Annotated in this window: 18 protein-coding genes and 1 pseudogene; 7 read left to right on the top strand and 12 right to left on the bottom strand. The window is 71.6% G+C overall.

Annotated features, from left to right (window positions below):
- Positions 1-22 precede the first annotated feature (22 nt).
- Positions 23-922, top strand: coding sequence for an aminoglycoside phosphotransferase family protein (locus ACGFZK_RS00420; protein WP_393846595.1), 900 nt, complete (start codon positions 23-25; stop codon positions 920-922).
- Positions 923-986: 64 nt separating this feature from the next.
- Here the strand turns inward: ACGFZK_RS00420 and ACGFZK_RS00415 are convergent.
- Positions 987-1,517 (bottom strand): annotated as a pseudogene (locus ACGFZK_RS00415) (hypothetical protein).
- Between the two features lie 166 nt (positions 1,518-1,683).
- Positions 1,684-2,301, bottom strand: coding sequence for a sigma-70 family RNA polymerase sigma factor (locus tag ACGFZK_RS00410; RefSeq protein WP_393846594.1), 618 nt, complete (start codon positions 2,299-2,301; stop codon positions 1,684-1,686).
- 78 nt (positions 2,302-2,379) lie between these two features.
- Between ACGFZK_RS00410 and ACGFZK_RS00405 the strand changes: the two genes are divergently transcribed.
- The gene (locus tag ACGFZK_RS00405) at positions 2,380-3,228 is read left to right on the top strand and encodes an alpha/beta fold hydrolase (RefSeq protein WP_393847249.1); all 849 of its coding nucleotides are present in this window, start codon (positions 2,380-2,382) and stop codon (positions 3,226-3,228) included.
- Between the two features lie 190 nt (positions 3,229-3,418).
- Here the strand turns inward: ACGFZK_RS00405 and ACGFZK_RS00400 are convergent, their stop codons facing one another.
- From ACGFZK_RS00400 to ACGFZK_RS00385, 4 genes are all read right to left on the bottom strand, one after another.
- Positions 3,419-4,603, bottom strand: a complete 1,185-nt coding sequence (locus ACGFZK_RS00400; RefSeq protein ID WP_393846593.1) for a cytochrome P450 — start codon at positions 4,601-4,603, stop codon at positions 3,419-3,421.
- Positions 4,593-5,300 (bottom strand): tRNA-dependent cyclodipeptide synthase, encoded by a 708-nt coding sequence (locus tag ACGFZK_RS00395; protein ID WP_393846592.1) that lies wholly within the window; start codon positions 5,298-5,300, stop codon positions 4,593-4,595. Before ACGFZK_RS00395 ends, ACGFZK_RS00400 begins: the two co-directional genes overlap by 11 nt.
- Positions 5,301-5,561: 261 nt before the next feature.
- Positions 5,562-6,797, bottom strand: a complete 1,236-nt coding sequence (locus ACGFZK_RS00390) for a serine hydrolase domain-containing protein (protein ID WP_393846591.1) — start codon at positions 6,795-6,797, stop codon at positions 5,562-5,564.
- A 318-nt stretch (positions 6,798-7,115) separates the two neighbouring features.
- On the bottom strand, positions 7,116-7,610 hold the full coding sequence (locus ACGFZK_RS00385) for a hypothetical protein (RefSeq protein ID WP_393846590.1): 495 nt from the start codon (positions 7,608-7,610) through the stop codon (positions 7,116-7,118).
- A gap of 1,087 nt (positions 7,611-8,697) precedes the next feature.
- Here ACGFZK_RS00385 and ACGFZK_RS00380 point away from each other — a divergent pair.
- On the top strand, positions 8,698-9,036 hold the full coding sequence (locus tag ACGFZK_RS00380) for a YciI family protein (RefSeq protein WP_393846589.1): 339 nt from the start codon (positions 8,698-8,700) through the stop codon (positions 9,034-9,036).
- A 276-nt stretch (positions 9,037-9,312) separates the two neighbouring features.
- Here ACGFZK_RS00380 and ACGFZK_RS00375 read toward each other — a convergent pair whose 3' ends face one another.
- Together ACGFZK_RS00375 and ACGFZK_RS00370 are read right to left on the bottom strand one after the other, a co-directional pair.
- Positions 9,313-9,909: a hypothetical protein gene (locus tag ACGFZK_RS00375; protein ID WP_393846588.1), complete on the bottom strand. Its 597-nt coding sequence runs from the start codon at positions 9,907-9,909 to the stop codon at positions 9,313-9,315.
- Positions 9,910-10,019: 110 nt separating this feature from the next.
- Entirely contained in the window at positions 10,020-10,346 is a 327-nt protein-coding gene (locus ACGFZK_RS00370) for a hypothetical protein (RefSeq protein WP_393846587.1), read from the bottom strand.
- Between the two features lie 327 nt (positions 10,347-10,673).
- On the opposite strand from ACGFZK_RS00370, the gene ACGFZK_RS00365 reads away from it, so the two are divergent.
- Positions 10,674-11,363, top strand: coding sequence for a DUF4389 domain-containing protein (locus tag ACGFZK_RS00365; RefSeq protein WP_393846586.1), 690 nt, complete (start codon positions 10,674-10,676; stop codon positions 11,361-11,363).
- 25 nt (positions 11,364-11,388) lie between these two features.
- Complete coding sequence (locus ACGFZK_RS00360; protein WP_393846585.1) at positions 11,389-12,414, top strand: TAXI family TRAP transporter solute-binding subunit; 1,026 nt, start codon at positions 11,389-11,391, stop codon at positions 12,412-12,414.
- A gap of 8 nt (positions 12,415-12,422) precedes the next feature.
- Here ACGFZK_RS00360 and ACGFZK_RS00355 read toward each other — a convergent pair whose 3' ends face one another.
- From ACGFZK_RS00355 to ACGFZK_RS00345, 3 genes are all read right to left on the bottom strand, one after another.
- Positions 12,423-13,895 carry an ATP-binding protein gene (locus ACGFZK_RS00355; RefSeq protein WP_393846584.1) on the bottom strand — a complete coding sequence of 491 codons (1,473 nt, stop codon included), beginning with the start codon at positions 13,893-13,895 and terminating at the stop codon, positions 12,423-12,425.
- Positions 13,892-14,629, bottom strand: coding sequence for a response regulator transcription factor (locus tag ACGFZK_RS00350; protein ID WP_393847248.1), 738 nt, complete (start codon positions 14,627-14,629; stop codon positions 13,892-13,894). The genes ACGFZK_RS00355 and ACGFZK_RS00350 overlap by 4 nt, the downstream gene beginning before the upstream one ends.
- 101 nt (positions 14,630-14,730) lie before the next feature.
- Positions 14,731-16,146, bottom strand: a complete 1,416-nt coding sequence (locus ACGFZK_RS00345) for an MFS transporter (RefSeq protein WP_393847247.1) — start codon at positions 16,144-16,146, stop codon at positions 14,731-14,733.
- A gap of 327 nt (positions 16,147-16,473) precedes the next feature.
- Here ACGFZK_RS00345 and ACGFZK_RS00340 point away from each other — a divergent pair, with 327 nt between their 5' ends.
- Both ACGFZK_RS00340 and ACGFZK_RS00335 read left to right on the top strand, forming a co-directional pair.
- Positions 16,474-17,835 (top strand): phytase, encoded by a 1,362-nt coding sequence (locus ACGFZK_RS00340; RefSeq protein WP_393846583.1) that lies wholly within the window; start codon positions 16,474-16,476, stop codon positions 17,833-17,835.
- Positions 17,836-17,957: 122 nt separating this feature from the next.
- A complete protein-coding gene (locus ACGFZK_RS00335) occupies positions 17,958-18,791 on the top strand; it encodes a PaaX family transcriptional regulator C-terminal domain-containing protein (protein ID WP_393846582.1) in 834 nt (277 codons plus the stop codon).
- 12 nt (positions 18,792-18,803) lie between these two features.
- On the opposite strand, the gene ACGFZK_RS00330 is transcribed toward ACGFZK_RS00335, so the two are convergent.
- The gene (locus ACGFZK_RS00330) at positions 18,804-20,444 is read right to left on the bottom strand and encodes a carboxylesterase/lipase family protein (RefSeq protein ID WP_393846581.1); all 1,641 of its coding nucleotides are present in this window, start codon (positions 20,442-20,444) and stop codon (positions 18,804-18,806) included.
- Positions 20,445-20,500: the final 56 nt, after the last annotated feature.

The following is a 20,500-nucleotide window of genomic DNA, read 5'->3' as shown; positions in this document are numbered from 1 at the left end:
GCCGGCGATCGGATGGCTGTCCATGAGCACAGCACAGATGCACTCCGGCGCGTACCCCGTCGACGGGGACCTCGTACGCCGTCTGATCGCCGGGCAGTTCCCCCGGTGGGCCGGGCTGACCGTGGAACGGATTGCGTCCGGCGGCACGGTCAACGGGATGTTCCGGCTGGGCGGCGGCATGGTGGTACGGCTGCCGGTGCTGGCGGGCGGGGCCGAGGACGTGGCGACGGAGCGGGAGTGGCTGCCCCGCCTCGCCCGCCGGCTGCCCGCCGCCATCCCCGAGGTCCTCGCCGCCGGGGAGCCCGCGGAGGGATACCCGTGGCCGTGGTCGGTCTACCGGTGGCTGGCGGGGGAGAATCCGGTGGCCGGGGCGCTGAGCCGGCCCGAGGCGCTGGCCGGGGACCTGGCCCGGTTCGTGACGGCGATGCGGAGCATCACCCTGCCGGGGGCGCCGCAGGCCTACCGCGGAGGGCCGCCGGCCTCGCTCGACGCGTCCACCCGGGCGGCGATCGAGCAGCTGCGGGGGATCCCGCAGGAGGGCGTCGACTGTGATGCCGTGGCCGCCGTATGGGAGGACGCCCTGCGTGCCCCGGACCGGGACGGGCCGCCGGTGTGGCTGCACGCCGATCTGATGCCGGGCAACCTGCTGGTGGACGGCGGGAGACTGCACTCGGTCATCGACTTCGGGTGCATGGGGCTGGGCGATCCGGCCTGCGACCTGTTCCCGGCGTGGAACCTGCTGCCGGCCGGCGCGAGGACGGTCTTCCGCGAGGCGCTCGGTGTGGACGACGCGACCTGGCGGCGCGGCCGGGGGCGGGCCCTCTCGCAGGCGCTGATCGCGCTGCCGTACTACCGCACGACGAACCCGGCGATGGCGGCCAACGCCCGGCACGTGATCAGGGCGGTGCTGGAAGAGGACTGACGGTGAGGGCGGGGGCGCACCCGTGGTGTACCGGTGCAACCCCCGCCGCCCGGCCGGGTACGGCTCAGGAACTGGCCGCGGACGTGCAGGCGGAGCTGCCACCGCAGAAGGTGACGTCCCAGTGGTTGCCCTCCCGGGCGTAGACGTTACCGGCGGCGGACCGATAACGGGCCGCGCCGTCACCGCGGTTGGCGATCCGGGTGAAGCTGCCGGTGACCTAGTTGCTGACACAGGCGGACGGGTTGAAGTCGATCTTGTAGCCGTTCCAGTGGCTGTAGGTGCCCGAGGCGTGCCCCACCTCGGTGCCACCCGTGATGGTGAGCGCGCAGTGGCTCGCGTTGCGCAGGACGATGACGTCGCTGATGGTGGCGGCGTTGACCTGCTCCAGCGAGGTGCACGTGCCGTTGTTGCGGTTGGTGCAACCGCCGCTGGAGGACAGACCGATGCCGCCCGTCGCGTTCAGCCTGCTCACGGCCGTTGCGTGGCTGAGCTTGGCCGGGGCGGCGTGGGCGGTGCCGGGCACGAGCAGGGCGACGAGGGCTGCGGTGGTGCCGACGAGGCCGGTGGCGAGGGTGCTGCGGGCTCGGCTGCGCATGAGAACTCCCCTTGTGCGGCTGGATGTTACGGTCACACACACTTCAGCAGCAGAGGGCGGACTTGCCCAGACCGGACAGGACGGCTGTCCGGAACCGGACGGGATCGGCGCCTCCGCTCGGGCGGTGCGCAGCAGCCGAGGCATGCGGGCACGGGGCCGACCCGGGTCAGCGCTCGCCCTGCAGCCGGTCGCGCTGCAGCTGGTGGGCGAGGGTACGACGCGCCGAGGCCGAGACCGGAGGCGCCGCGCCGGTCGGCGTCGCCGCCTTCGGGGGAACGTCGAGGCCACGGCTGATCTCGTCGTACGCGGCCCGGAAGCCGGCGGGCAGCTCCGTACGGTGGAGCAGCAGGTCCTCCTCGACGAGGCGCCGCAGCTCGTCGACGGTCCGGGGCGTGAAGCGCTTGCGGCCCCGGGCGAGGGCGTCGACACAGCGGGTGCAGCGCGCGACGTCGAGGGTCTCGGCGACCACCTCGGCGAGCCCCCACAGGCGTCCTTCGAGCCACGGGGCGTCGTACTGGTCGAGGGCGAGCCCCACCGGGGGCGCGGGGTCGTCGGCCGCGTACTTCGCCACCTGCTTGGACACGGCCGGCTGACTCATGTCCGCGATCCGGGCGATCCGGTCCTGGGTCCAGCCGAAGCCGGCGAACAGTTTGATCATCTCGGCGCGCAGCTTGCGCATCTCCTCGCCCGCGCGGATGACCTCGTTCATGCCGGCGAGCATCCGTACGGCCTGTTCCTCGGTCAGCGTCTCGGGCGTCCGGCGCGCACTCTCTCTCCCTGCCACGACTCGGTTATACACCGGCACGAGGCCTCCGTCATAACCCGGTTGTACAACCAGGTTATGACTGTCAGGATCTGCGACATGCCCACCTTCACCGCCCCCGACGGAACCCGGCTCGCCTACCGCATCCACGGAAGGGGCGACCCGGTCGTCTGCGTCCCGGGAGGACCGGCGGACTCCGCCTACCTCGGGGACCTCGGCGGCCTGTCCGCCCACCGTCGGCTGATCGTCCCGGACCTCCGCGGCACGGGCCGGTCCGCCGTGCCCGAGGACACCTCCACCTACCGCTGCGACCGCCTCGTCGACGACATCGAGGCCCTGCGCGAACACCTCGGCCTCGCCCGGATCGACCTGCTCGCCCACTCGGCCGGTGCCAACCCCGCCACGCAGTACCTGGCCCGGTACCCCGACCGTGTTCACCGGCTCGCCATGATCACGCCCGGCCTGCGGGCCGTCGGCGTGGACGTCACGGGGGAGACCCGGCGAGAACTCGCCCGGCTGCGCAAGGACGAGCCGTGGTTCCCGGCGGCGTTCGCCGCACTGGAGGCGATCAGCGAAGGCAGGGGCAGCGACTGGGACGCCATCAGCCCCTTCTTCCACGGCCGTTGGGACACCGTGGCGCAGCGGCACCAGGCGGCGGCCCGGCCGGACAACGGGGAAGCCGTCGCCCTCTTCGCCGCCGAGGGCGCCTTCGATCCGCAGGCCACCCGCGACGCGCTCAGCGTCTGCGGGACTCCCGTCCTGCTGCTCGCCGGGGAGTTCGATGTGAACAGCCCCCCTCGGTCGGTGGCCGAGTGCGCCGCGCTGTTCCCCGACGCCACGCTCGTCGTACAGCGGGGGGCGGGACACTACCCCTGGCTCGACGACGCGGACCGGTTCGTGGCGACCATCGCGGCCTTCCTCGCCGCGCAGCCGACGCTGCTCACGTAACGGACGTAGCCGACGTCACCGACGGGGCTCACCGGGCGTCCCGTACGGCGTCCGCGTCCCGTACGGCGTCCACGTCCCGTACGGGACGACCGTCTCGGGCAGGGCGATGGCCCCGGCCGAATTCCCCCCGGCCGGGGCCATCATCGAGCAGGCACGTGGTCCGCGCGCCGACGCGATCACTCGTTGGTGGTTACCAGAGCACGGGCAGGCGCTCCGGCAGGCGCTTCATGAAGCGGGTACGCCACACCAGCTGGTCGACCGGCACGGCGAGTGCGAGGTTGGGCATCTTCTCCAGGAGCACCTCGATGGCGATCTCGGTGTGACGCTTGCCGAGAGCGGTGGCCGGGCAGTAGTGCTGTCCGCCGCCGAAGGAGAGGTGGGTACCGGCGTTCTGCCGGTCGATGTCCGCGACGTGGGGGTCGGGGAACACGTTCGGGTCGGTGTTGGCGGCCTCGACCAGGACGAGCATGAGCTCGCCCTTCTTCACCTCGACGTCGCCGAGGGTGACGTCCTCCAGCGCGAGCCGGGGCAGGCCGTCGGCGATCGACAGGTTGATGCGCAGGAGTTCGTCCACGGCGGCCGGGATCTTCTCCGGCTCCTTGCGCAACTGCTCCCACATCTCGGGGTGCTGGAGGAGCGAGACGATCGCCATGGTCAGGAAGCCCATGGTGGAGATGACGCCGGCGCCGAAGAGCGTGACGCCGACCGTGGCGAGCATCTCGTCCGTCAGGTGGTCGTAGTCGGGGTCGTTGCGCAGCGCGGCGAGCTCGGCGATCAGCCCGGTGGTGGTCGGGTCGTCGAGGCGCTCCACCATGTAGGCGATGTCCCGGTTCCAGTTGAGCTTGGCACCGGTGACGGGGCAGGCCGAGTTCATGAACGCGATGTCGAGGCTGGCGGCCAGCCGGGGCGCGTCGGACTCGGGTACGCCGAGGATGCGGCAGTGCAGGTTCTCGGCGTACGGGTTGGCGAACTGCCCGCGCAGGTCGACGGGCGCACCGTGGCTCAGGAGGCTGTCGACCAGGGTGGTGGCCTGGGCCCGCATCCAGTCGGTGAGGCCGTCGGTCTTGGGGTTGATCGCCTTGAGGACGGCCTTGCGCAGTCCCGCGCCGGTGATGTTGCCCATGTTGTTGACGACCTCGGGCGGGATCGTCAGCGCGTACTGACGGGGCACACCGGGTGCCGAGGTGTCCTTCAGGCTGAACCGGGGATCCTCGAGGACCTGCTTGGCCAGCGGATAGGAGGAGACGAGCCAGGCTTCGTCCCCGGCTATCGTGCGAACCCGCTTCACCGGTTCGCTGCGCAGCTCCTCGATCTCGGGCGGGAGCTGGTCGCCGCGCGCGGAGAACGGGAAGTCGAGCAGTGTGTCAGTGGACATCGGGAACTCCTTCGGCGGGGGTGATGATTGCGTGACCCTGGTTGCGCGAGGCGCGCAGGCCCGAGCCGCGTGAGTAGAGCAGTTCCGCCATGGGCAGGAGCTGGTGGTAGCAGTTGAGGGAGGACGGCACGCCCAAAATGGCCGGCGTGTCGAGGAAGAGCGGCATTTCGGCGCAGACGTATTCCAGGCACACGTCGCGCTGCCGCGTGGTGGCCGCCTTTCCGTTCAGGACCTTGGACGAGAGGAACGCGTCGACGAGCGAGTTGCTCGTCCTGCGGAACTCCGGGTCGGTGTCCAGCAGGTGGGTCAGGTGGCTGTGGAGCGCCCGGTACGCGGGGATGTCGGTGAGGGACGACATCGGGCGGGCGCGGAGACGGATGCCGGTGGGATCGGCGTCGGCGGCGGCGTTGTTGACCTTGGCGCGAACACCGCGCAGGTTCTTCACCGCCTTGCGTCGGGCTTCGTCTTCACCGTAGCCGAGGGCCTCGTACATTTCGGCCACGTGCAGATCGGTGTAGATGAGGTCGACCTGCTCGAAGTTGCGCAGGCCCCAGTGGGCTAGGTCGGTAACTCGTTGGGCCGAAAAGTAACTGTTCCCCGGGGAAATGCCAATTACGGCATGATCGCCTTCGGTGCTGATCACCTGGCAATGCGGGGTGTACGGCCGGACTGTGAAGACTTCGGTTGCTGTCGTCAACAGGGGTCGGGTCCTTTGCGCCGCTAGTCCCATGGGGCCCTGTGCCCCGGGTGTGGCGGCGACGTGACAGAAAGCTACCCGAACTCTGTGCAACCTTCCATGTCTTCTGGGTAGTAACTCACCTGGCGGACAACTCGGTTGACCCGGGCACCTTTCGGCGAAGGGGTGTCATGTGGAAATCGGTCGGCCGATAGGAATTCCTTCGGTGAATTTCTGATGACAGTGGGCGCCGATCGGCCCTCGACCCGACCTGATGGGAAGTCAGCCGGCTTTTGGTACGACCGGCTTGTGGCCCGGGTACACGTGATCGGGCGTCGCGATGGCGGTGACCGCCTCGCCGAACAGCGTGCTGGGCTCCTGGCCCTTGTACTGGCTGTCGGTGTTGAGGACGATCACCATCGCCGCCCGCGCCTGCGGCAGGTAGACGGGCAGGACCTCGTACCCGGGGATCGAGCCGTTGTGGCCGATCCAGCCCTGGACGTCGAAGACGCCCAGGCCGTAGCCGGCCCCCGGAATGTCCATCGGGGTGGTCTTCAGGCGCTCGGCCTGGGTCGTGGGCTTCAGCAGCGTCCCGGTCGCCAGGGTCTGGGCCCAGCTGCGCAGGTCCTGTACGTCGGAGATCATCTCGCCGGCGACCCAGGCCCAGGAGGGATTCCAGTGGGTCGAGTCCTCGACCTTGCCCGAGGCCGTCTGGTCGGTGTAGCCGTGCGCGTAAGGGGTCGGCAGGGCCGGGCTCGTGGGGAAGACCGTGCGCCGGAGGCCGGCCGGTCCCAGCACGTCCTGCGTAATGACCTCGTGGAGCGGCCGACCGGTGATCTTCTCCACCACCAGGCCGAGCAGGATCAGGTTGGTGTTGCTGTAGTCGAACTCCGCGCCCGGCTCGAACTGCACGGGGTTCCGGAAGGAGTAGTCGAGCAACTGCCTCGGGGTGAAGGGCTGTTCGGGATCGGCCTGGAGCTTCTTGATGAAGTCGCCGTCCAGGCTGTAGTTGAAGAGCCCGCTGCGCATGCCCGCCAGCTGGCGCAGGGTGATGCGGTCACCGTTCGGGACCCCGGTGACGAAGCTGCCGATGTGGTCGTCCAGGCCGACCTTTCCCTGGTCGACGAGCTGGAGGAGGGCGGTGACCGTAAACGTTTTGGTCTCACTGCCGATGCGCACGTGGAGGTCGCTCGTCATGGGCGCGCCGGTCGCCTTGTCCGCCACGCCGAAGGAGCGCAGGTAGCTCCCCTTGCCGGGGGCCCACAGGCCGACCGTCACGCCCGGCACCTGTGCCTCGCGCATGACCTGACGCACGGCCGCGTCGAGTTGCGCGGCGACGGCCGGGGTGAGCGGACGGAAGTCGGTGTCCGCCGAGGGGGTGGGAGTGGGGGCGGCGACCGAAACGGGAGTCGCCTTGGCGGCCCCGTAGGCGGATCCCGCGACTGCCGGGGCGATGAGCAGGCCTGCTGCGACAGCGGCCGCGCAGGCCCGGCGCAGCCGGACGTGGGTTGGCTTCACGGCATGGTCTCCTGCCGTCCGAGGGACCCGGGCAGCACCATCAGCCCAAGGGCTGTCCCGTAATCCCCGGTGGATCAGCGCACGGCGTCAGATGCGGTGCATCGCAAGGCGGAGGAGCGTCCTCATACTGTGCGTGTTCGGGCGTTCCGGCAACGCAGCGAGGTGCCGTAGCTGTCGTCGTGCGCCCGCCGGGGATTACGGGACAGCCCTTAGGTGCGCGCCACCCGGGTCGCGAGGCGAGCCGACCGCCACCGGAAGGCTTCCGTTCGGCGGCAGCTCGCGCAGGCCGGGGATGCCGGACAACTCGCCAGGCACCTCCTAAGGCCGGGTCTCAGGCAGGCGGGTGCCGCAGCGGCTACAGAAGCGGGCGTCACGGTCGGTGGCCAGGCGTCCGCATCCGTCGCACACGAGGTGCAGCAGGCAGGCCGGCTCGCCGGAGTCCGGGCCGGGTTCCGGGACGTGGGTCAGGGGCGGGCGGCGGCGGTGTGCGGTGGTGTAGACCAGCCCGTCGGGGCCGGCTCGCAAGGCGCGCGTCGTACCGGCGGGCAGCCAGGCCACGCAGCCGGGGGTGAGCGCCACGGCCCGGTCCGGGGTGCGGATCTCGCCCGCCCCGGCGACCACGAAGACCAGCATCCCCAGAACCGTCTCGGTGTGCTCTTCGACGACGGCTCCCGCGCCCAGCCGGACCAGGTTCGCGTCCAGGTCACGGCCGCGGTCGCCCAGTGTCCACACGACGCGGACCGGCGCGTCGGCGGTCGGTTCGGCGGTCTGCGGGGAGAGGAAGACGGGCGTTCCCGGGACAGGGGCATCCACGGCACCTCCACGACCGATCGCCTCAGGGGCTGAGAGCGTAGCCCCCGATCGCGAGAACGGTCACCAAGAAGGGCGTGAGCACGAGCCCCTCAGCGGTCCTCACGAGGCCCTGCGATCGCGCTCCTTGCGCTGCTTGCGGACGGTCTGCCGCGTGCCCGCCATCAGGCGGTTGCCGACCCGCCGGTCCGGTGCGAGCGGTCGCCGCCATCGTCCTCGCCGACCCGGCGAACGGCCTGCTCCCCGAACGTGCCGCTGGGCAGGTCGTGGCCTATGGGCCCACGCTGGCCACCGCCTGCAGCCTCACGGTCCTCCGCGCGGACGCGGGCGCGTACGTGGAGGAGGCGGCCCGTGGTGCCTGGGTGAATAGGCGGCCGAATGTTCGTCGTGTCGGTCCTAGAGATGCGGGCACGAGAGACGGCATGACTGTGATGCTGCTTCTCCTGCTGCCCCTCGGACTGGCCCTCGTCCTCCTCGCGACCGGCGAACCGAACCACCACGGCCGGCACCGCCACAGCCGGTGAATCCCGATCCGCCGGAAACGAACGCGCCGTCCCCGCCCGCGTGCTCCACGCCACGGCCCGCCCGGCTCAGACGGGCCGAACGAGCGGGCGCCCGGCCGGGAGCGCCCCGGCGGCCTGCGACGGCATCGGTTCCACCGGAGGGGTGAGCACCACCGCGGTTCCTCCTCGCACGCTCGGGCCGGCCCCCCCGCCAGCCGGACGCCCGTCGGCAGCCGTGGCCTGGCGGTGACGCTGGACGGTGCAGGATTCGCGGGGCCGGCCGTGTCGAGACCTGGCGAGCAGCGGCCTCGGGGCGTGCCCCCGGTTGCCCCGAGGCCGCTCGGAGCCTTCAGACCGGGCCCGGTTCCTGGTCGCGGTCGCGCGGACCTCTCAGCCGCCCGTCCGGTCGGAGAGGGTCGGCGGGCGCCGTACCGACACCACGCTTGCCGGGCAAATGCCCAGGACTGCCCTTCTGCAACACCCTTCAGGGCCTGATTCGGAAGCCGGGGGGAGTGTCGGTTCTGGAGGGAGGCGTTCGCCGTATGGTGAGAGGCGGTCGAAGGAGGACGACGCCAAGGGAGCCATGGATGACCCGGTACCTGATCTCGTTCGACGACGGCGCGATGACCTTCCCCGAGGAGGAGTTGCCCCAGGTGGCCGAGGCCTCGCACGAGGTGGTGCGGGAGGCTCAGGACGCCGCTGTGTGGGTCTTCGGCGGTGGGCTGGAAAGGCAGCGGGCGAGCGTCGTGGCCACCGACGGGACCGTCACCGACGGCCCGTACCCGGAGACCAAGGCGGTCCTCGGCGGGTTCTCGATCATCGATGTGCCCTCACGTGAGGACGCGCTGGAGTGGGCCGCCAAATTCGCTGCCGCGTGCCGCTGCGCGCAAGAGGTCCGGGAGATCATGCCCGACCAGAGCGTCTGATCGAAGACGATCCGCCGCGGAACCTGCGTCGGCAGGACGACGGGATCCGGCACCGGGTCCGGACGGGGTGCTCGACCAGGTCCGGGTGAAGCGGCCAGTCGGCGCCGGCTTGCCCGGCGCGGGACGGCCGCGACGATCCCGGCGAAAGGTGGGCGGCCACCGAAGGCCGACTACGAGGCGACCGTGAAAGGCCGCCGCGATCGACGACGGGATCACCGCCGCCGTCCGGATGGGCTCCACGAGGAATGACCCGCCCTGAGCCTGCTGTGACGGCCTTCAGTGGCCGGCGGGCGGTTCGAAGCAGCCCGTCTCCATGAACGGGCCGTTCGTCTTCACCTCGTAGTTGGTCTTCTGTACGAACGCCGTGACGCACGCGTCGTCATGGACGTGGAGGCCGACCAGGGCGCCCTCGGGCGTGACGTAGTGGCCGCCCTGGTAGCGCGGGTCCATCTCCCGCACGCTGAGCCGGTCCTTCTCGTACCCGAGCGGGCTCAGCGCCGTACGCACACTGTCCGGGTCCCACTTCCCCTGCTCCCAGAGCCGCTTGAGAACGGGCTCGATGCGGCCGGCCTCCTTCTGTGCGTCCTTGGCACTGGCGGGGGACATCTCGCCCGCGCGGCGGTGGGCGTTGTTCTCCCCGTGGTGCGGGCCGCCGTCGCCGACTCCGGGCTCCACGTAGGGGGAGGCCCCGGGAGCTGTCGGGCTCGTACTCGTACTCGGACTCGCGTTCGGACTCGGCGCCTCGACCGTGGCGCCGGGCGCCGCGTCCGTGGCGCGCCGTTCGCCACAGGCCGTCAGGGACAGGGCCGCGCTCAGGAGCAGTGCGGCCGCGATCGCGTGCCTGCGGGGGCCGTGCGTTGTAGAAGTCGACATGAGCATGACTCTGTCATGGCCCGTCCACCCTGCCCGTACAAGGGGTTCGGCGGCGCCGTACCCACCACACGGGGAGCACGGTCACCGGAAACACCGCTGATCAGGTTGCCCTAGCGGACCGTGAGGGGGCGTTCCGCCGAAGCGGCGAGCGGGCCGGCGCGGTGGTTGTGGCGACGGCGTATGAGCTCCCAGGGGAGCAGGGCTGCTGCGCAGTAGAGGGTCATGGCGGCCCACAGCGGCAGCGTGAAGCCGAGCAGGACGGCGCAAGTGAACCAGACCGGGTGGCACACCAGGTCGACCCAGAGCGGGACCATGGCGAGCCTGTGGAATACCAGAGGTATGTGTTGATCTCGGCAGACCGTCGAGGCGTACCGGATGTACGCGGTGCTGGTGCATGCTGCGGTGACAGTGGCGACGATGATGGTCATGGTGTGCATCGGAATCTCCCGTCCTCCTCGAGGAAATTCCCTCCCGGCCGCGTCCCGCGCAATTTCCTGTGGCTTTTCCTCATGGGAACCGACGGGAAAGCCTCTCGTCACGCCCCGGAACCTCGTGGCTTGACATCGGCGAATTGTCGCCCCGTGCCGTGCGTTTTCGCCGGTCCGGACGGTGGGTGTGTCTCGGATGCCGGATGCGCCGCCCGTCGTCAAGTCACGTCTTCGCGTGTCACGAAATCCAGGGGCAGGCGCGGGGTCCCCTTCATGCGGCCTCATGGGGAGACAGCTGATTTCGCATACCCCGTGTGAGATAAGGATGTGGCAGCAATGTCTCCTGATTCCGCCCACCCCCTGCGCGTCGAAGCGACGCTGGACACCGGGCTCAGCCGATGGGCGTGGCTGGTGAAGTGGATCCTCGCCTTCCCCCATCACATCGTCCTGCTCTTCCTCCAGATCGCGTTCGTTCCGCTGACCTGTGTCGCGTTCTTCGCAATCCTCATCACGGGCAGATACCCCCGGCCGATCTTCGATTTCAATGTCGGCGTCATACGCTGGAGCACGCGCGTCAACTACTACGCCTCCACGGTGCTCGGGACCGACACGTACCCGCCATTCACCCTCAAGGACGTGGCCGACTACCCGATCCGCGTCGACGTCGCCTACCCCGATCGGCTGTCCCGCGGCCTGGTCCTGGTCAAGTGGCTCCTGGTCATACCGCAGTTGCTCGTGGTCATGCTGTTGGTCACCGGCGGCTGGACGGCGTACAAGTACATCGCGGAGTACAGTCCGTTCTCCTCCGGGCTGATCGGCCTGCTCACCCTCGTCGCGATGGTGATCCTCGCGTCCACCGGGAGGTACCCGCAGGGGCTGTTCGACCTGCTCATGGGCCTGGTGCGCTGGACCATGCGGGTGCTCGTCTACGCGGCCCTCATGACCGACGAGTACCCGCCGTTCCGGCTGGACATGGGAGGCGGCGAGTCCATGGCAGGGCTGCCCGGGCCGGCGGGTGCCGGGTGAGGCGGCCACGGCTTAGGCTTCCGCCGTGACCAGCGCAGCGGTGAACCGGCGGCAGGCGATGGGCGCCGGCCTCGGCGCCCTGGCCGCCGCGCTGGCCGGATGCTCGGGGGAGTCCGGTCCGGTACGGCGGCTACGGCTCGCGACGGGACCGGAGGGCGGGCCGTACAACGCCTTCGGGCAGGCCCTGGCGCAGGCCGTCGCCGCGAGCGGCCGCCGCATCGAGATCGTGCCGGTGAGCACCGCGGCCAGCGTGAACAACCTGCGGAAGCTCGACGACGGCTCCGTCGAGCTGGCCCTGGCCATGGCGGACGCGGCCGGGGACGCGGTGCTGGGGCGCGAGTCGTTCCCCCGTCCGGCCGCCGTGACGGCGCTGGCCCGGGTCTACGTGAACTACACGCACCTGCTCGTCCCGGCGGCCGGGCCGGTGCGCTCGGTGAAGGACCTCGCCGGGCGGCCGGTCGCGGCGGGCGCGGCGGGCTCGGGGGTACAGGTGGTGGCGGAACGGGTCCTGCGGGCGGCCGGCCTCAGCGACACATCGGCAACCGCACCCGCACCCCCACCCGCATCCGCACCGGCAACGGAACGGGCACCTGACCCGTCGGCCGACGAGCGGCCCCTGGGCCTCGCCGCGTCGGTGAGCGCCCTGCGCGAGGGCTCGGTCGACGCGCTGTTCTGGTCCGGGGGAGTGCCCACACCGGCCCTCTCGGAGCTCGCGGGCGAGATGCCGCTGCGCTTCCTGCCGCTCGACGACTACGTGGGTGCGCTCCGTGAGCGCTACGCCCCCGTCTACACGGCCGTCACGCTCCCCGCCGGGGTGTACGGGCTGACCGAGCCGGTGGGAACCATCGGGGTCGGCAACTACCTGCTGGCACGGGCGGACGTACCGCAGGGAGTCGTACGCGAACTGCTCCAGGTGGTGTTCGAGCGGTGGCGCGACCTGCTGCGGGAGGTGACGGCCGGGGCGCGGCTGGAGCCCCGGTTCGCCATCTCCACCGGCGAGGTCCCGCTGCACCCGGGCGCCGTCTCGTACTACCGGTCGGTGTACGGCTGACGCCTGCCTCAGGCGGACGGCAGCCGGAGCTCGACCACCAGGCCGTGCGGCACGTGGCCGCTCACGTCGAGCTTTCCGCCGCTGATGCGGGCGATCTCGTCGGCGATGGCCAGCCCCAGACCGCTGCCGGGGACGTTCTGATGTTCCGGGGCGCGCGCGAAACGCCTGAGCAGCAGCGACAGTTGCTCCTCCGGCACGCCGGGACCGTCGTCCGTGACCCGGACGACGACGCTCCCGTCCGTGCCGTGCGTGGTGCGCACCTCGACGCGGCCGCCGCGCGGCACGAACTTCACGGCGTTGTCGAGGAGCGCGTCCAGGATCCGGCCCGCCGCGTCGGGCAGGGCGCGCGCCCGCAGGTCCTCGGCGGGGCCGCCCGCCGACAGCTCCAGCCCCGCGGCCCGGTAGACCGGAGCCCAGGCCGTCACCCGGTCCCGTACCGCCCGCGACACGTCCTGATCGCTCAGCTCGGCGGTGGCGGACTCCACGCGGGCCAGCGCCAGCAGCCCGTCGAGCAGCTCCTCCAGGCGTTCCGCCTCGTCGAGCGCGCGGCTGTGCTCGGCCAAACCGGGGCCGGGCGCGATGTGCGGCTCGACGTTCTCCAGCTGCAGCACCAGGGTGGCCAGCGGATTGCGGAGCTGGTGGGAGGCGTCGGCGACGAAATCGCGCTGGCGGCCGATGGAGTCGGCCATGGCCTCCGCCATGGTGTTGAAGTGCTGCCGCAGACTGCGCAGTTCCGGCGGACCGGTGTCGGACACGGCCCGGGCCTGCAGGCTGCCGGCGGTCAGACGCCCGACCGCCCGGTCCAGATCCAGCACCGGGCGCATCAGCCAGCGCGCGATCCCGGCCGCGACCAGGGCCGCCGCAGCGAAGGCGGCGAGCGCCCCCGCGCCGATCAGCGACCAGCGGACCGCCACGTCCCGGCGGGCGGCGTCGGTGGACACCGCCATCAGGACCGCCCCGCTCACCCGCTCGTCCCGGCCCACCGGCTCGGCCAGCACCACCGTCCGCGGGCCCCAGGGGCGAAGGGTGGGCAGCCGGTCGGTGGAGCGGCCGGTGAGCGCGCGGCGACGGGCGTCCGCCGCCTCGGAAGGACCGCCCGAGGAGGAACCGGTCGAGGAGGAACCGGTCGAGGAGGAACCGGTCGAGGAGGAATCGGCGCCCGAGTCCGTGGCCGCGTTCGTGGCGGCCTGGGCCGCCGGCCCCGTTCCGGCCCGGGCCACCGTCGCTCCCGCGGCGTCGACCACGACCACCCCGGCTCCGTAGAGCTGGGCGTAGCGGCCGATCTCCGCCGAGAGCTCCGCCCGGTCGGCGGCGGTACGCATCCGGTCGGCGAGATCGGCGAACCGTACCGCCTCCGAGCGCCGCTGCAGGAGCAGGTGCTCGGTACGCCCACGCGCGTAGGCATCGGCCAGGGGGATGCAGAGCAGCAGCGCTGCCGCCCCCATGAGCACCATCAGCACCGCGAGGAGCCTGCGCCTCACCGCTCGCCGTCCTCTCCGCCGGGCGGCGCGGTGGGACAGCCGAGCTGGTAGCCGAACCCGCGGACCGTGCGCACCAGGCCCGAGCGGCCGGTCTTGGCGCGGATGCCCGCCACGTGGACGTCCAGCGAGCGGGAGGCGGCGAGGAGGGCGTCCCCCCAGATCCGGTCCAGTATCACCTCGCGCGCGTGCACTTCCTCCGGGCGGGCGGCCAGGAAGGCGAGTACGTCGAACTCGCGCCGGGTCAGCCGCACCTCGGTGCCCGCCACCGTGACGGTGCGGCCCGCGAGGTCCACCTCGACATCGCCCGTGCGCACGGGCCGGGCGCCGGACCCCGCCCCGGACCCGGACCCGGTGACGACCGGGTCGGGCCGCGCCGGGTGCGGGTCCGTCCGGCGCCGTACGGAGTCGATGCGGGCCATCAGCTCGGCCATCCGGAACGGTTTGACCACGTAGTCGTCGGCGCCCGCCCGCAGCCCCTGCACGATGTCGCGCTCCTCGCAGCGCGCGGTCACCACGATCAGCGGCGCATCGCACACGGTACGCAGCCGCCGCAGCAGCTCCAGGCCGTCGAGATCGGGAAGCCCCAGGTCGAGCAGGACGAATTCGGCCTCGCGGGCATGGCGCAGGGCGTCCAGGGCGCGACCGACCCGGCGGACGGTGTGCCCGCGCTGGGCGAGGGCCGTGCCGAGCGCCTGGGCCATGCGGTCGTCGTCCTCGACGAGCAGCGCGTGCATAGACATGTCCTCGTGACCTGTGACCGGACTCGGGCCACCGGAGCGCCCGTGACCCGGCGCAGCAGCTTACGGGAGCCGACGCGCCGGGCCGCCCGGCCGGATCAGCGTCCGGCCTCGGCGGGAGCCGCCGCGGACCGGTCCTGGTCAGGCGTGCTGCCGCCACCGCGCCCCGCCCCGGCCCCGGCCCCGTCCTCGGCCCCGTCCTCGGCCTCGGCGCGGCTGAGCGCGGCATTGCGGGTGTCCGGCATCAGGACGTAGGTCACGAGGGAGATCAACGCGCACCCGGAGACGTACCAGAAGAACATCTTCTCGTGACCACTGTTCTTGAACCAGAGCGCCACGTACTCCGCCGTGCCCCCGAAGAGGGCGTTGGCGATCGCGTACGGCAGTGCCACGCCCAGCGCGCGCACCCGCGTCGGGAAGAGTTCGGCCTTGACCGCCGCGTTGATCGACGTGTAGCCGGTGATGACGACCAGGGCCAGCAGGGACAGACCGAGCGCGGACCAGTACGAGGAGGCCGATCCGAGCGCGGTCATGATCGGGTACGTGCCGACGGTGCAGCCCACCGCGAAGGTGATCAGCAGGGGACGGCGGCCGATCCGGTCGGACAGCATGCCGGCGAAGGGCTGCAGCACGGCGAAGAGGGTCAGCGCGGTGAAGCTCACGAGCGTGGCGGTGGTCTTCTCCATGCCCGCGCTGCCCACCAGGTACTTGGTGAGGTAGGTGGTGTAGGTGTAGTAGGCCACGGTGCCGCCGAGGGTGAGCGCCATGACCAGCCCGGCCTGCCGCCGGTACTGCCACAGGGCCTTCAGCGTGCCGCGCGTGCTGTCGTCGTGGGCGTCCTCGCCCGCCGCCGACTCCTCCTTGAATGCGTCGGTCTCCTGGAGCCGTCGCCGCAGCCAGAAGACGACCACCGCGAACAACGCCCCGAGGACGAAGGGCAGCCGCCAGCCCCAGCTCTCCAGCTGTGGGGTGGTGAGGGTGTGCTGAAGCGTGATCAGGATGCCCAGACCGAGCAGCTGGCCGCAGGTCATCGACACGTACTGGAAGGAGGAGCCGAGCCCCCGCCGGTTACGGGCGGACGCCTCGGTCAGGTAGGTGGCGCTGGCCGCGTACTCGCCGCCGATGCTCATCCCCTGGAGCAGTCGTGCGAGCAGCAGCACCAGAGCGCCGAAGTACCCGGCCTGGCCGTAGGTCGGGGCCACGGCGATCAGCAGGGCGGCCACCGACATCATGGTGACGGTGAGGGTGAGCGCGCTCTTGCGGCCGTGCCGGTCGGCGGCGCGGCCCAGGATCCATCCGCCGACGGGGCGCATCAGGAAGCCGACCGCGAAGATCCCCGCCGTGTTCATCAGCTGGGTGGTCGGGTTGTCGTTGGGGAAGAACGAGTCGGCGAAGTAGATCGCGAAGCTGGCGTAGACGAACCAGTCGTACCACTCGACGAGATTGCCGAGCGAGCCGCCGACCAGGGCGAGACGGCGCTTCCTGCGCTCGTCCCCGGGCGGCGACGTGGGCATGACGGCGGACGAGGACATGGCGGCTCCAGACGGAAGTCCCTGATGAGAGACGGCAGAACTCCCCCAGCGGTGGGGGAGTGTCCAGAGCATGGGGCGGCCGTCGTACCCGGACAAGGTGCGCCACGCAGATCTAACATTCCGCTAAGGAAGCGCCCGGGAAAGCCCCGGGGCCGCCGGATTTCATCGCCCAGTCATGCGCACGTCATGCCCGATCCATGGTCGTCACCCGAACGTGGCCCACGGTGGGGGCGGCCCGTCGCGGAGCGCCGGAAGACCCCGGCCACCACCCGGCCGGCCCGACCCCGTACCCCTCAAACAGGAGGCAAGATGCGCGCTCTCAAGAGCATGCGGACCCCGAGCATGCGGACCCCGGGCGTGGCCGTGGCCGCGGCGGCCACGGTGGCTCTGGGCGTGATCGCCGTACCGGCGCACGCCCAGGGGAACCACGGCACGGAACCGCCGCTGCCCCGGGTGACGGCCTCCGCCGAGACGCCCTCCCTCTTCGACGACGAGGCCGGCGGCAACGCGAACGCCGACGACCCGGCGATCTGGCGCAACGCGAAGGACCCCGACCGCAGCCTGGTGATCGCCACCGCCAAGGAGGGCGGTCTGCGCGCGTACGACCTCGACGGACGCCAGGTGCAGTCCCTCCCGGCGCCCCCGCCGCCGGGGGACGGTGACATGCCCGGACGCTTCAACAACGTCGACCTGATCACCGGACTCCGCTTCCCGGACGGCCGCCACGACGTTGCCGTCGTCTCCGACCGTGGCCGCGACCAGCTGCGCATCTACCGGATCGACCCGAAGCGGCCCACCGCCCCGCTGGTCGACGTCACCGACGAGGCGGCGGCTCCTCGGGTCTTCTCCACCGGTCAGGACGAGGTCAACGACCAGCGGACCGCCTACGGCCTCGCCGCCTACACCGACCGCCGCAGCGGCCGCTCGTACGCGGTCACCAGCCGGCGCCACGCCACCGCCCTCGCGCTCGCCGAACTCCTGCCGAACGCCCAGGGCAAGGTCGGCTACCGCACCGTCCGCACCACCTCGCTGCCCTCCTCCTTCACCCTGTCGAACGGGAAGGCCTGGACCCCGTGCGGTGAACCGGGCGAACTGCCCCAGGTCGAAGGCATGGTCGTCGATCCCGACACCGGTGACCTGTACGCCGGTCAGGAAGACATCGGCATCTGGAAGCTCGACGCCGACCTGCGGTCCCCCGCCCGCCTGATCGAGAAGGTCCGCTCCTTCGGCGTGCCCGGCACCTGGAACCCGCAGACCGAGGAATGCGACGCGGGCGCCGACCCCGGCTTCGGCGGACAGCACGTGGCCGCCGACGTGGAGGGCCTGACCATCTGGCGCGACCCGAAGCAGCCCGGCCGCCGCGGCTACCTGCTCGCCTCCAGCCAGGGCGACGACACCTTCGCCGTCTTCGACCGCGAGCGCGGCAACGCGTACGTCCGGGGCTTCCGCATCGGCGACGGTACGGGGCCCGGCTCTCCGGACGGCTCGCAGGAGTGTGACGGCGCCGCGGTCACGAGTGAGCCGCTGGGCAGGAAGTTCCCGAACGGCCTGCTGGTCGTCCAGGACGGCCACAACACCCCCGCGACCACCGGAACCGACGGGGAGACCCGGACGGACACCGACTTCAAGTACGTGGACCTGGGCCGGCTGAAGCGCGCCGCCCGCCTCTGACCCCCGCCTCTGGCTACGGCCCCGACGCCCGCCTCCGGCTCCGCTACCGGGGACGGTGACCTGGGCGGCCCCGCGGCCGCCCAGGTCGATAGGATCGCCACCGCATACGACGGAAGGCGATCATGGCGGACAGTCCCCTCAGGCCCAGCTCGTTGATCAACACGGTCTACGGGGCGTTCCTGCGACGCCTCGGAGGCTGGATCTCGGTCGCCGACCTGATCACCCTGATGTCCGAGCTGGACGTGGACGGCCCGGCGGCGCGCTCGGCTATCTCCCGGCTCAAGAAGAAGGGCGTCCTCGAACCGGAACGTCGCGGCGCCACCGGGTACCGGCTCAGCCCGGCCGCACAACCCGTCTTCGACGAGGGCGACCGGCGCATCTTCGGCAGCCTGGAACCGGCGAAGCTGAGCGACGGCTGGGCCATGGCCGTCTTCTCCGTACCGGAGTCCGAGCGCTCCTACCGCTACCAGCTGCGCACCCGGCTGACCTGGCTGGGCTTCGGGAACATCGCCCCGGGCGTGTGGCTGGCCCCGGGCCGCCTCCTCGGCGACGCCCGCGACATGCTCGTCCGGCTCGGGCTCAGCGACTACGTGCACCTGTTCGCCGCCGACTACGCGGCCTTCAGCGACCTGCCCGGTACGGTCAGCTCGTGGTGGGACTTCCCGGCGATCGAGGAGCAGTACGCCGGATTCACCCACACCTACGGCCCCGTCGCCGCGGAACTGGCCGAGCAGCCCGACATCGACGGGGCCGAGGCCTTCCGCCACTACGTCCCGATGCTCACCCTGTGGCGCCGCCTGCCCTACCTCGACCCGGGCCTGCCCGCCGAGCTGCTCCCCGCCGACTGGAACGCGGTCGCCGCGCGGCAGATCTTCCAGCAGCTGAACGACGTACTCGCCCCGCCCAGCCTGCGGCACGTACAGGAGGTCACCGGCCTGACCGAGGAGACTCCTTAGGCCCAGGCCGGACTACCGCGCCGTCGGGCGGTGCAGGCGCCGCCAGTACCCGGCGAGGTCGTCGACGGCGCCGGTCACCGAGTCCAGGCTCATCGTGGTCCGGGAAGCGCGTCCGTAGCGCTCCCAGTTCGGCATGGGCCGGTGGTTGGGATCGCCGGTACGGATGAAGGAGATCCAGGATCCGTGCACAGCCCCGGCGAGCCCTTCACTGATCCGGGGGCTGAGCCCCGCCAGGAACGGCGCCTGCGACCACTTGTCGAAGTTGTCGAACACGAACGGCAGCTCCAGGCAGTGCGCCGCCGCCAGTTGGCCGCCGTGCGCGGGCGTCGGGAGGTCGAACTGGTAGGCCCACACAGGCCGCCCGCGGGCCGCCCGCCGCTCGGCCAGGTCGACAGCGGGCATGCGGAACAGGTCGTCGCTGATCAGGTCCATGAGCACGTCGACGGGGCGGGCGCCCGGCCGGGCCTCCTCGTACGCGGTGTAGGCCTCGGCCGCCCGTGCTCCGAAGGTGTCCCGCGCCCGGCTGAGCACCTGGTCCTTGGTGGCGGCGGTGTAGGCCCCGTTGAGCGCGAAAGCGAAGTTGGCCTCTTCCCTGGTCCACCCGATCAGGACGTCGATGTCCGCGCCGGGGCCGCTCAGGAGCAGGTCGGCCGGGCTGCGGGTCAGCGTCACGCCGTCGAGCACCGGCAGGAACGGGGTCGACCAGTACCCCCAGCGTCCGGTGCGCTGGAACATCTCGATGGTGGCGGCGATCAGTTGGGGCCAGGGGACGGCCCGGAGTGCCGCCACGTCCTTGACCCCGAGGATGTCGAGGTAGGTGGCGCTCCGCTGCAGTGACTCCGCGCGGCCGGGGATCTGCAGCCCGAGCGGCGGGCTCTGCAGGACGGCGCGCCGGAACAGCGGCCGGCCGGTGGGCCGGGCGCCGGCGAGCGCCGCGACCGACAGCGCTCCGCCGGACTGTCCGGCGAGGGTGATGTTGCCGGGGTCTCCGCCGAACGCGGCGATGTTGTCCCGGACCCAGCGCAGTGCGGCGAGCTGGTCGGTGAGCCAGAAGTTCCCGTCGGCTCCGTCCTCGCCGAAGTAGAGGTATCCCAGCGGTCCGAGCCGGTAGTTGAGCGTCACGACGACGAGGTCGCCGTTGCGCGCGAAGGTCTCGCCGGAGTAGTTGGGCAGGGAACCGGATCCGGAGATGAAGCCGCCGCCGTGGATCCAGACCAGCACGGGACGCCTCGCGTCGTCGGCTCCGGGGGTCCAGACGTTGAGCGTGAGACAGTCCTCGCTGAACGGGGGAGCGCCGTGGGTCCCGAGCACCTGGTCGCCCCCTTCCCGGTAGAGCTGCGGTGCGCTCGGGCCGAAGGCCGTCGCCTCGCGGATTCCGGCCCAGCCGGGGTGCGGCTGGGCGGGGCGCCAGCGCAGGGCGCCGACCGGGGGCGCCGCGTAGGGCACGCCCTTGAACACGGTGAGCCCTCCTTCGACACCTCCGCGCAGCCGGCCCGCGGGCAGCTCCACGACGGGCGAGGTCCCGCCCGCCCGCGGGGCGGCCTGCGCCGTGCCGGCGGCCGCCGACACGGCGGACATGCCGGAGAGCAGTGCCGCCCCGGTCAGCACCCCGGTGTTCTTGAGGACTTTGCGCCGTGAGGGATCGTCGGTCATGGTGCTTCACTCCCTGACTGATCATGGGTTCGCCCACCGATGTGGTATGGCGCGAA

This window comes from Streptomyces sp. NPDC048257 (genome assembly GCF_043201855.1).
GTDB lineage: Bacteria > Actinomycetota > Actinomycetes > Streptomycetales > Streptomycetaceae > Streptomyces.
The sequence above is the reverse complement of the archived record's forward strand: the minus strand, read 5'-3'. Positions and strand labels throughout refer to the sequence as shown.

What these genes read in the sequence shown, in the direction of transcription:
- ACGFZK_RS00420 (WP_393846595.1), top strand. Translation starts at nt 23, where the DNA reads ATGAGCACAGCACAGATGCACTCCGGCGCGTACCCCGTCGACGGGGAC.
- ACGFZK_RS00405 (WP_393847249.1), top strand. Translation starts at nt 2,380, where the DNA reads ATGCCCACCTTCACCGCCCCCGACGGAACCCGGCTCGCCTACCGCATC.
- ACGFZK_RS00400 (WP_393846593.1), bottom strand. Translation starts at nt 4,603, where the DNA reads ATGTCCACTGACACACTGCTCGACTTCCCGTTCTCCGCGCGCGGCGAC.
- ACGFZK_RS00380 (WP_393846589.1), top strand. Translation starts at nt 8,698, where the DNA reads ATGACCCGGTACCTGATCTCGTTCGACGACGGCGCGATGACCTTCCCC.
- ACGFZK_RS00375 (WP_393846588.1), bottom strand. Translation starts at nt 9,909, where the DNA reads ATGTCGACTTCTACAACGCACGGCCCCCGCAGGCACGCGATCGCGGCC.
- ACGFZK_RS00370 (WP_393846587.1), bottom strand. Translation starts at nt 10,346, where the DNA reads ATGCACACCATGACCATCATCGTCGCCACTGTCACCGCAGCATGCACC.
- ACGFZK_RS00365 (WP_393846586.1), top strand. Translation starts at nt 10,674, where the DNA reads ATGTCTCCTGATTCCGCCCACCCCCTGCGCGTCGAAGCGACGCTGGAC.
- ACGFZK_RS00350 (WP_393847248.1), bottom strand. Translation starts at nt 14,629, where the DNA reads ATGCACGCGCTGCTCGTCGAGGACGACGACCGCATGGCCCAGGCGCTC.
- ACGFZK_RS00345 (WP_393847247.1), bottom strand. Translation starts at nt 16,146, where the DNA reads ATGCCCACGTCGCCGCCCGGGGACGAGCGCAGGAAGCGCCGTCTCGCC.
- ACGFZK_RS00340 (WP_393846583.1), top strand. Translation starts at nt 16,474, where the DNA reads ATGCGCGCTCTCAAGAGCATGCGGACCCCGAGCATGCGGACCCCGGGC.
- ACGFZK_RS00335 (WP_393846582.1), top strand. Translation starts at nt 17,958, where the DNA reads ATGGCGGACAGTCCCCTCAGGCCCAGCTCGTTGATCAACACGGTCTAC.
- ACGFZK_RS00330 (WP_393846581.1), bottom strand. Translation starts at nt 20,444, where the DNA reads ATGACCGACGATCCCTCACGGCGCAAAGTCCTCAAGAACACCGGGGTG.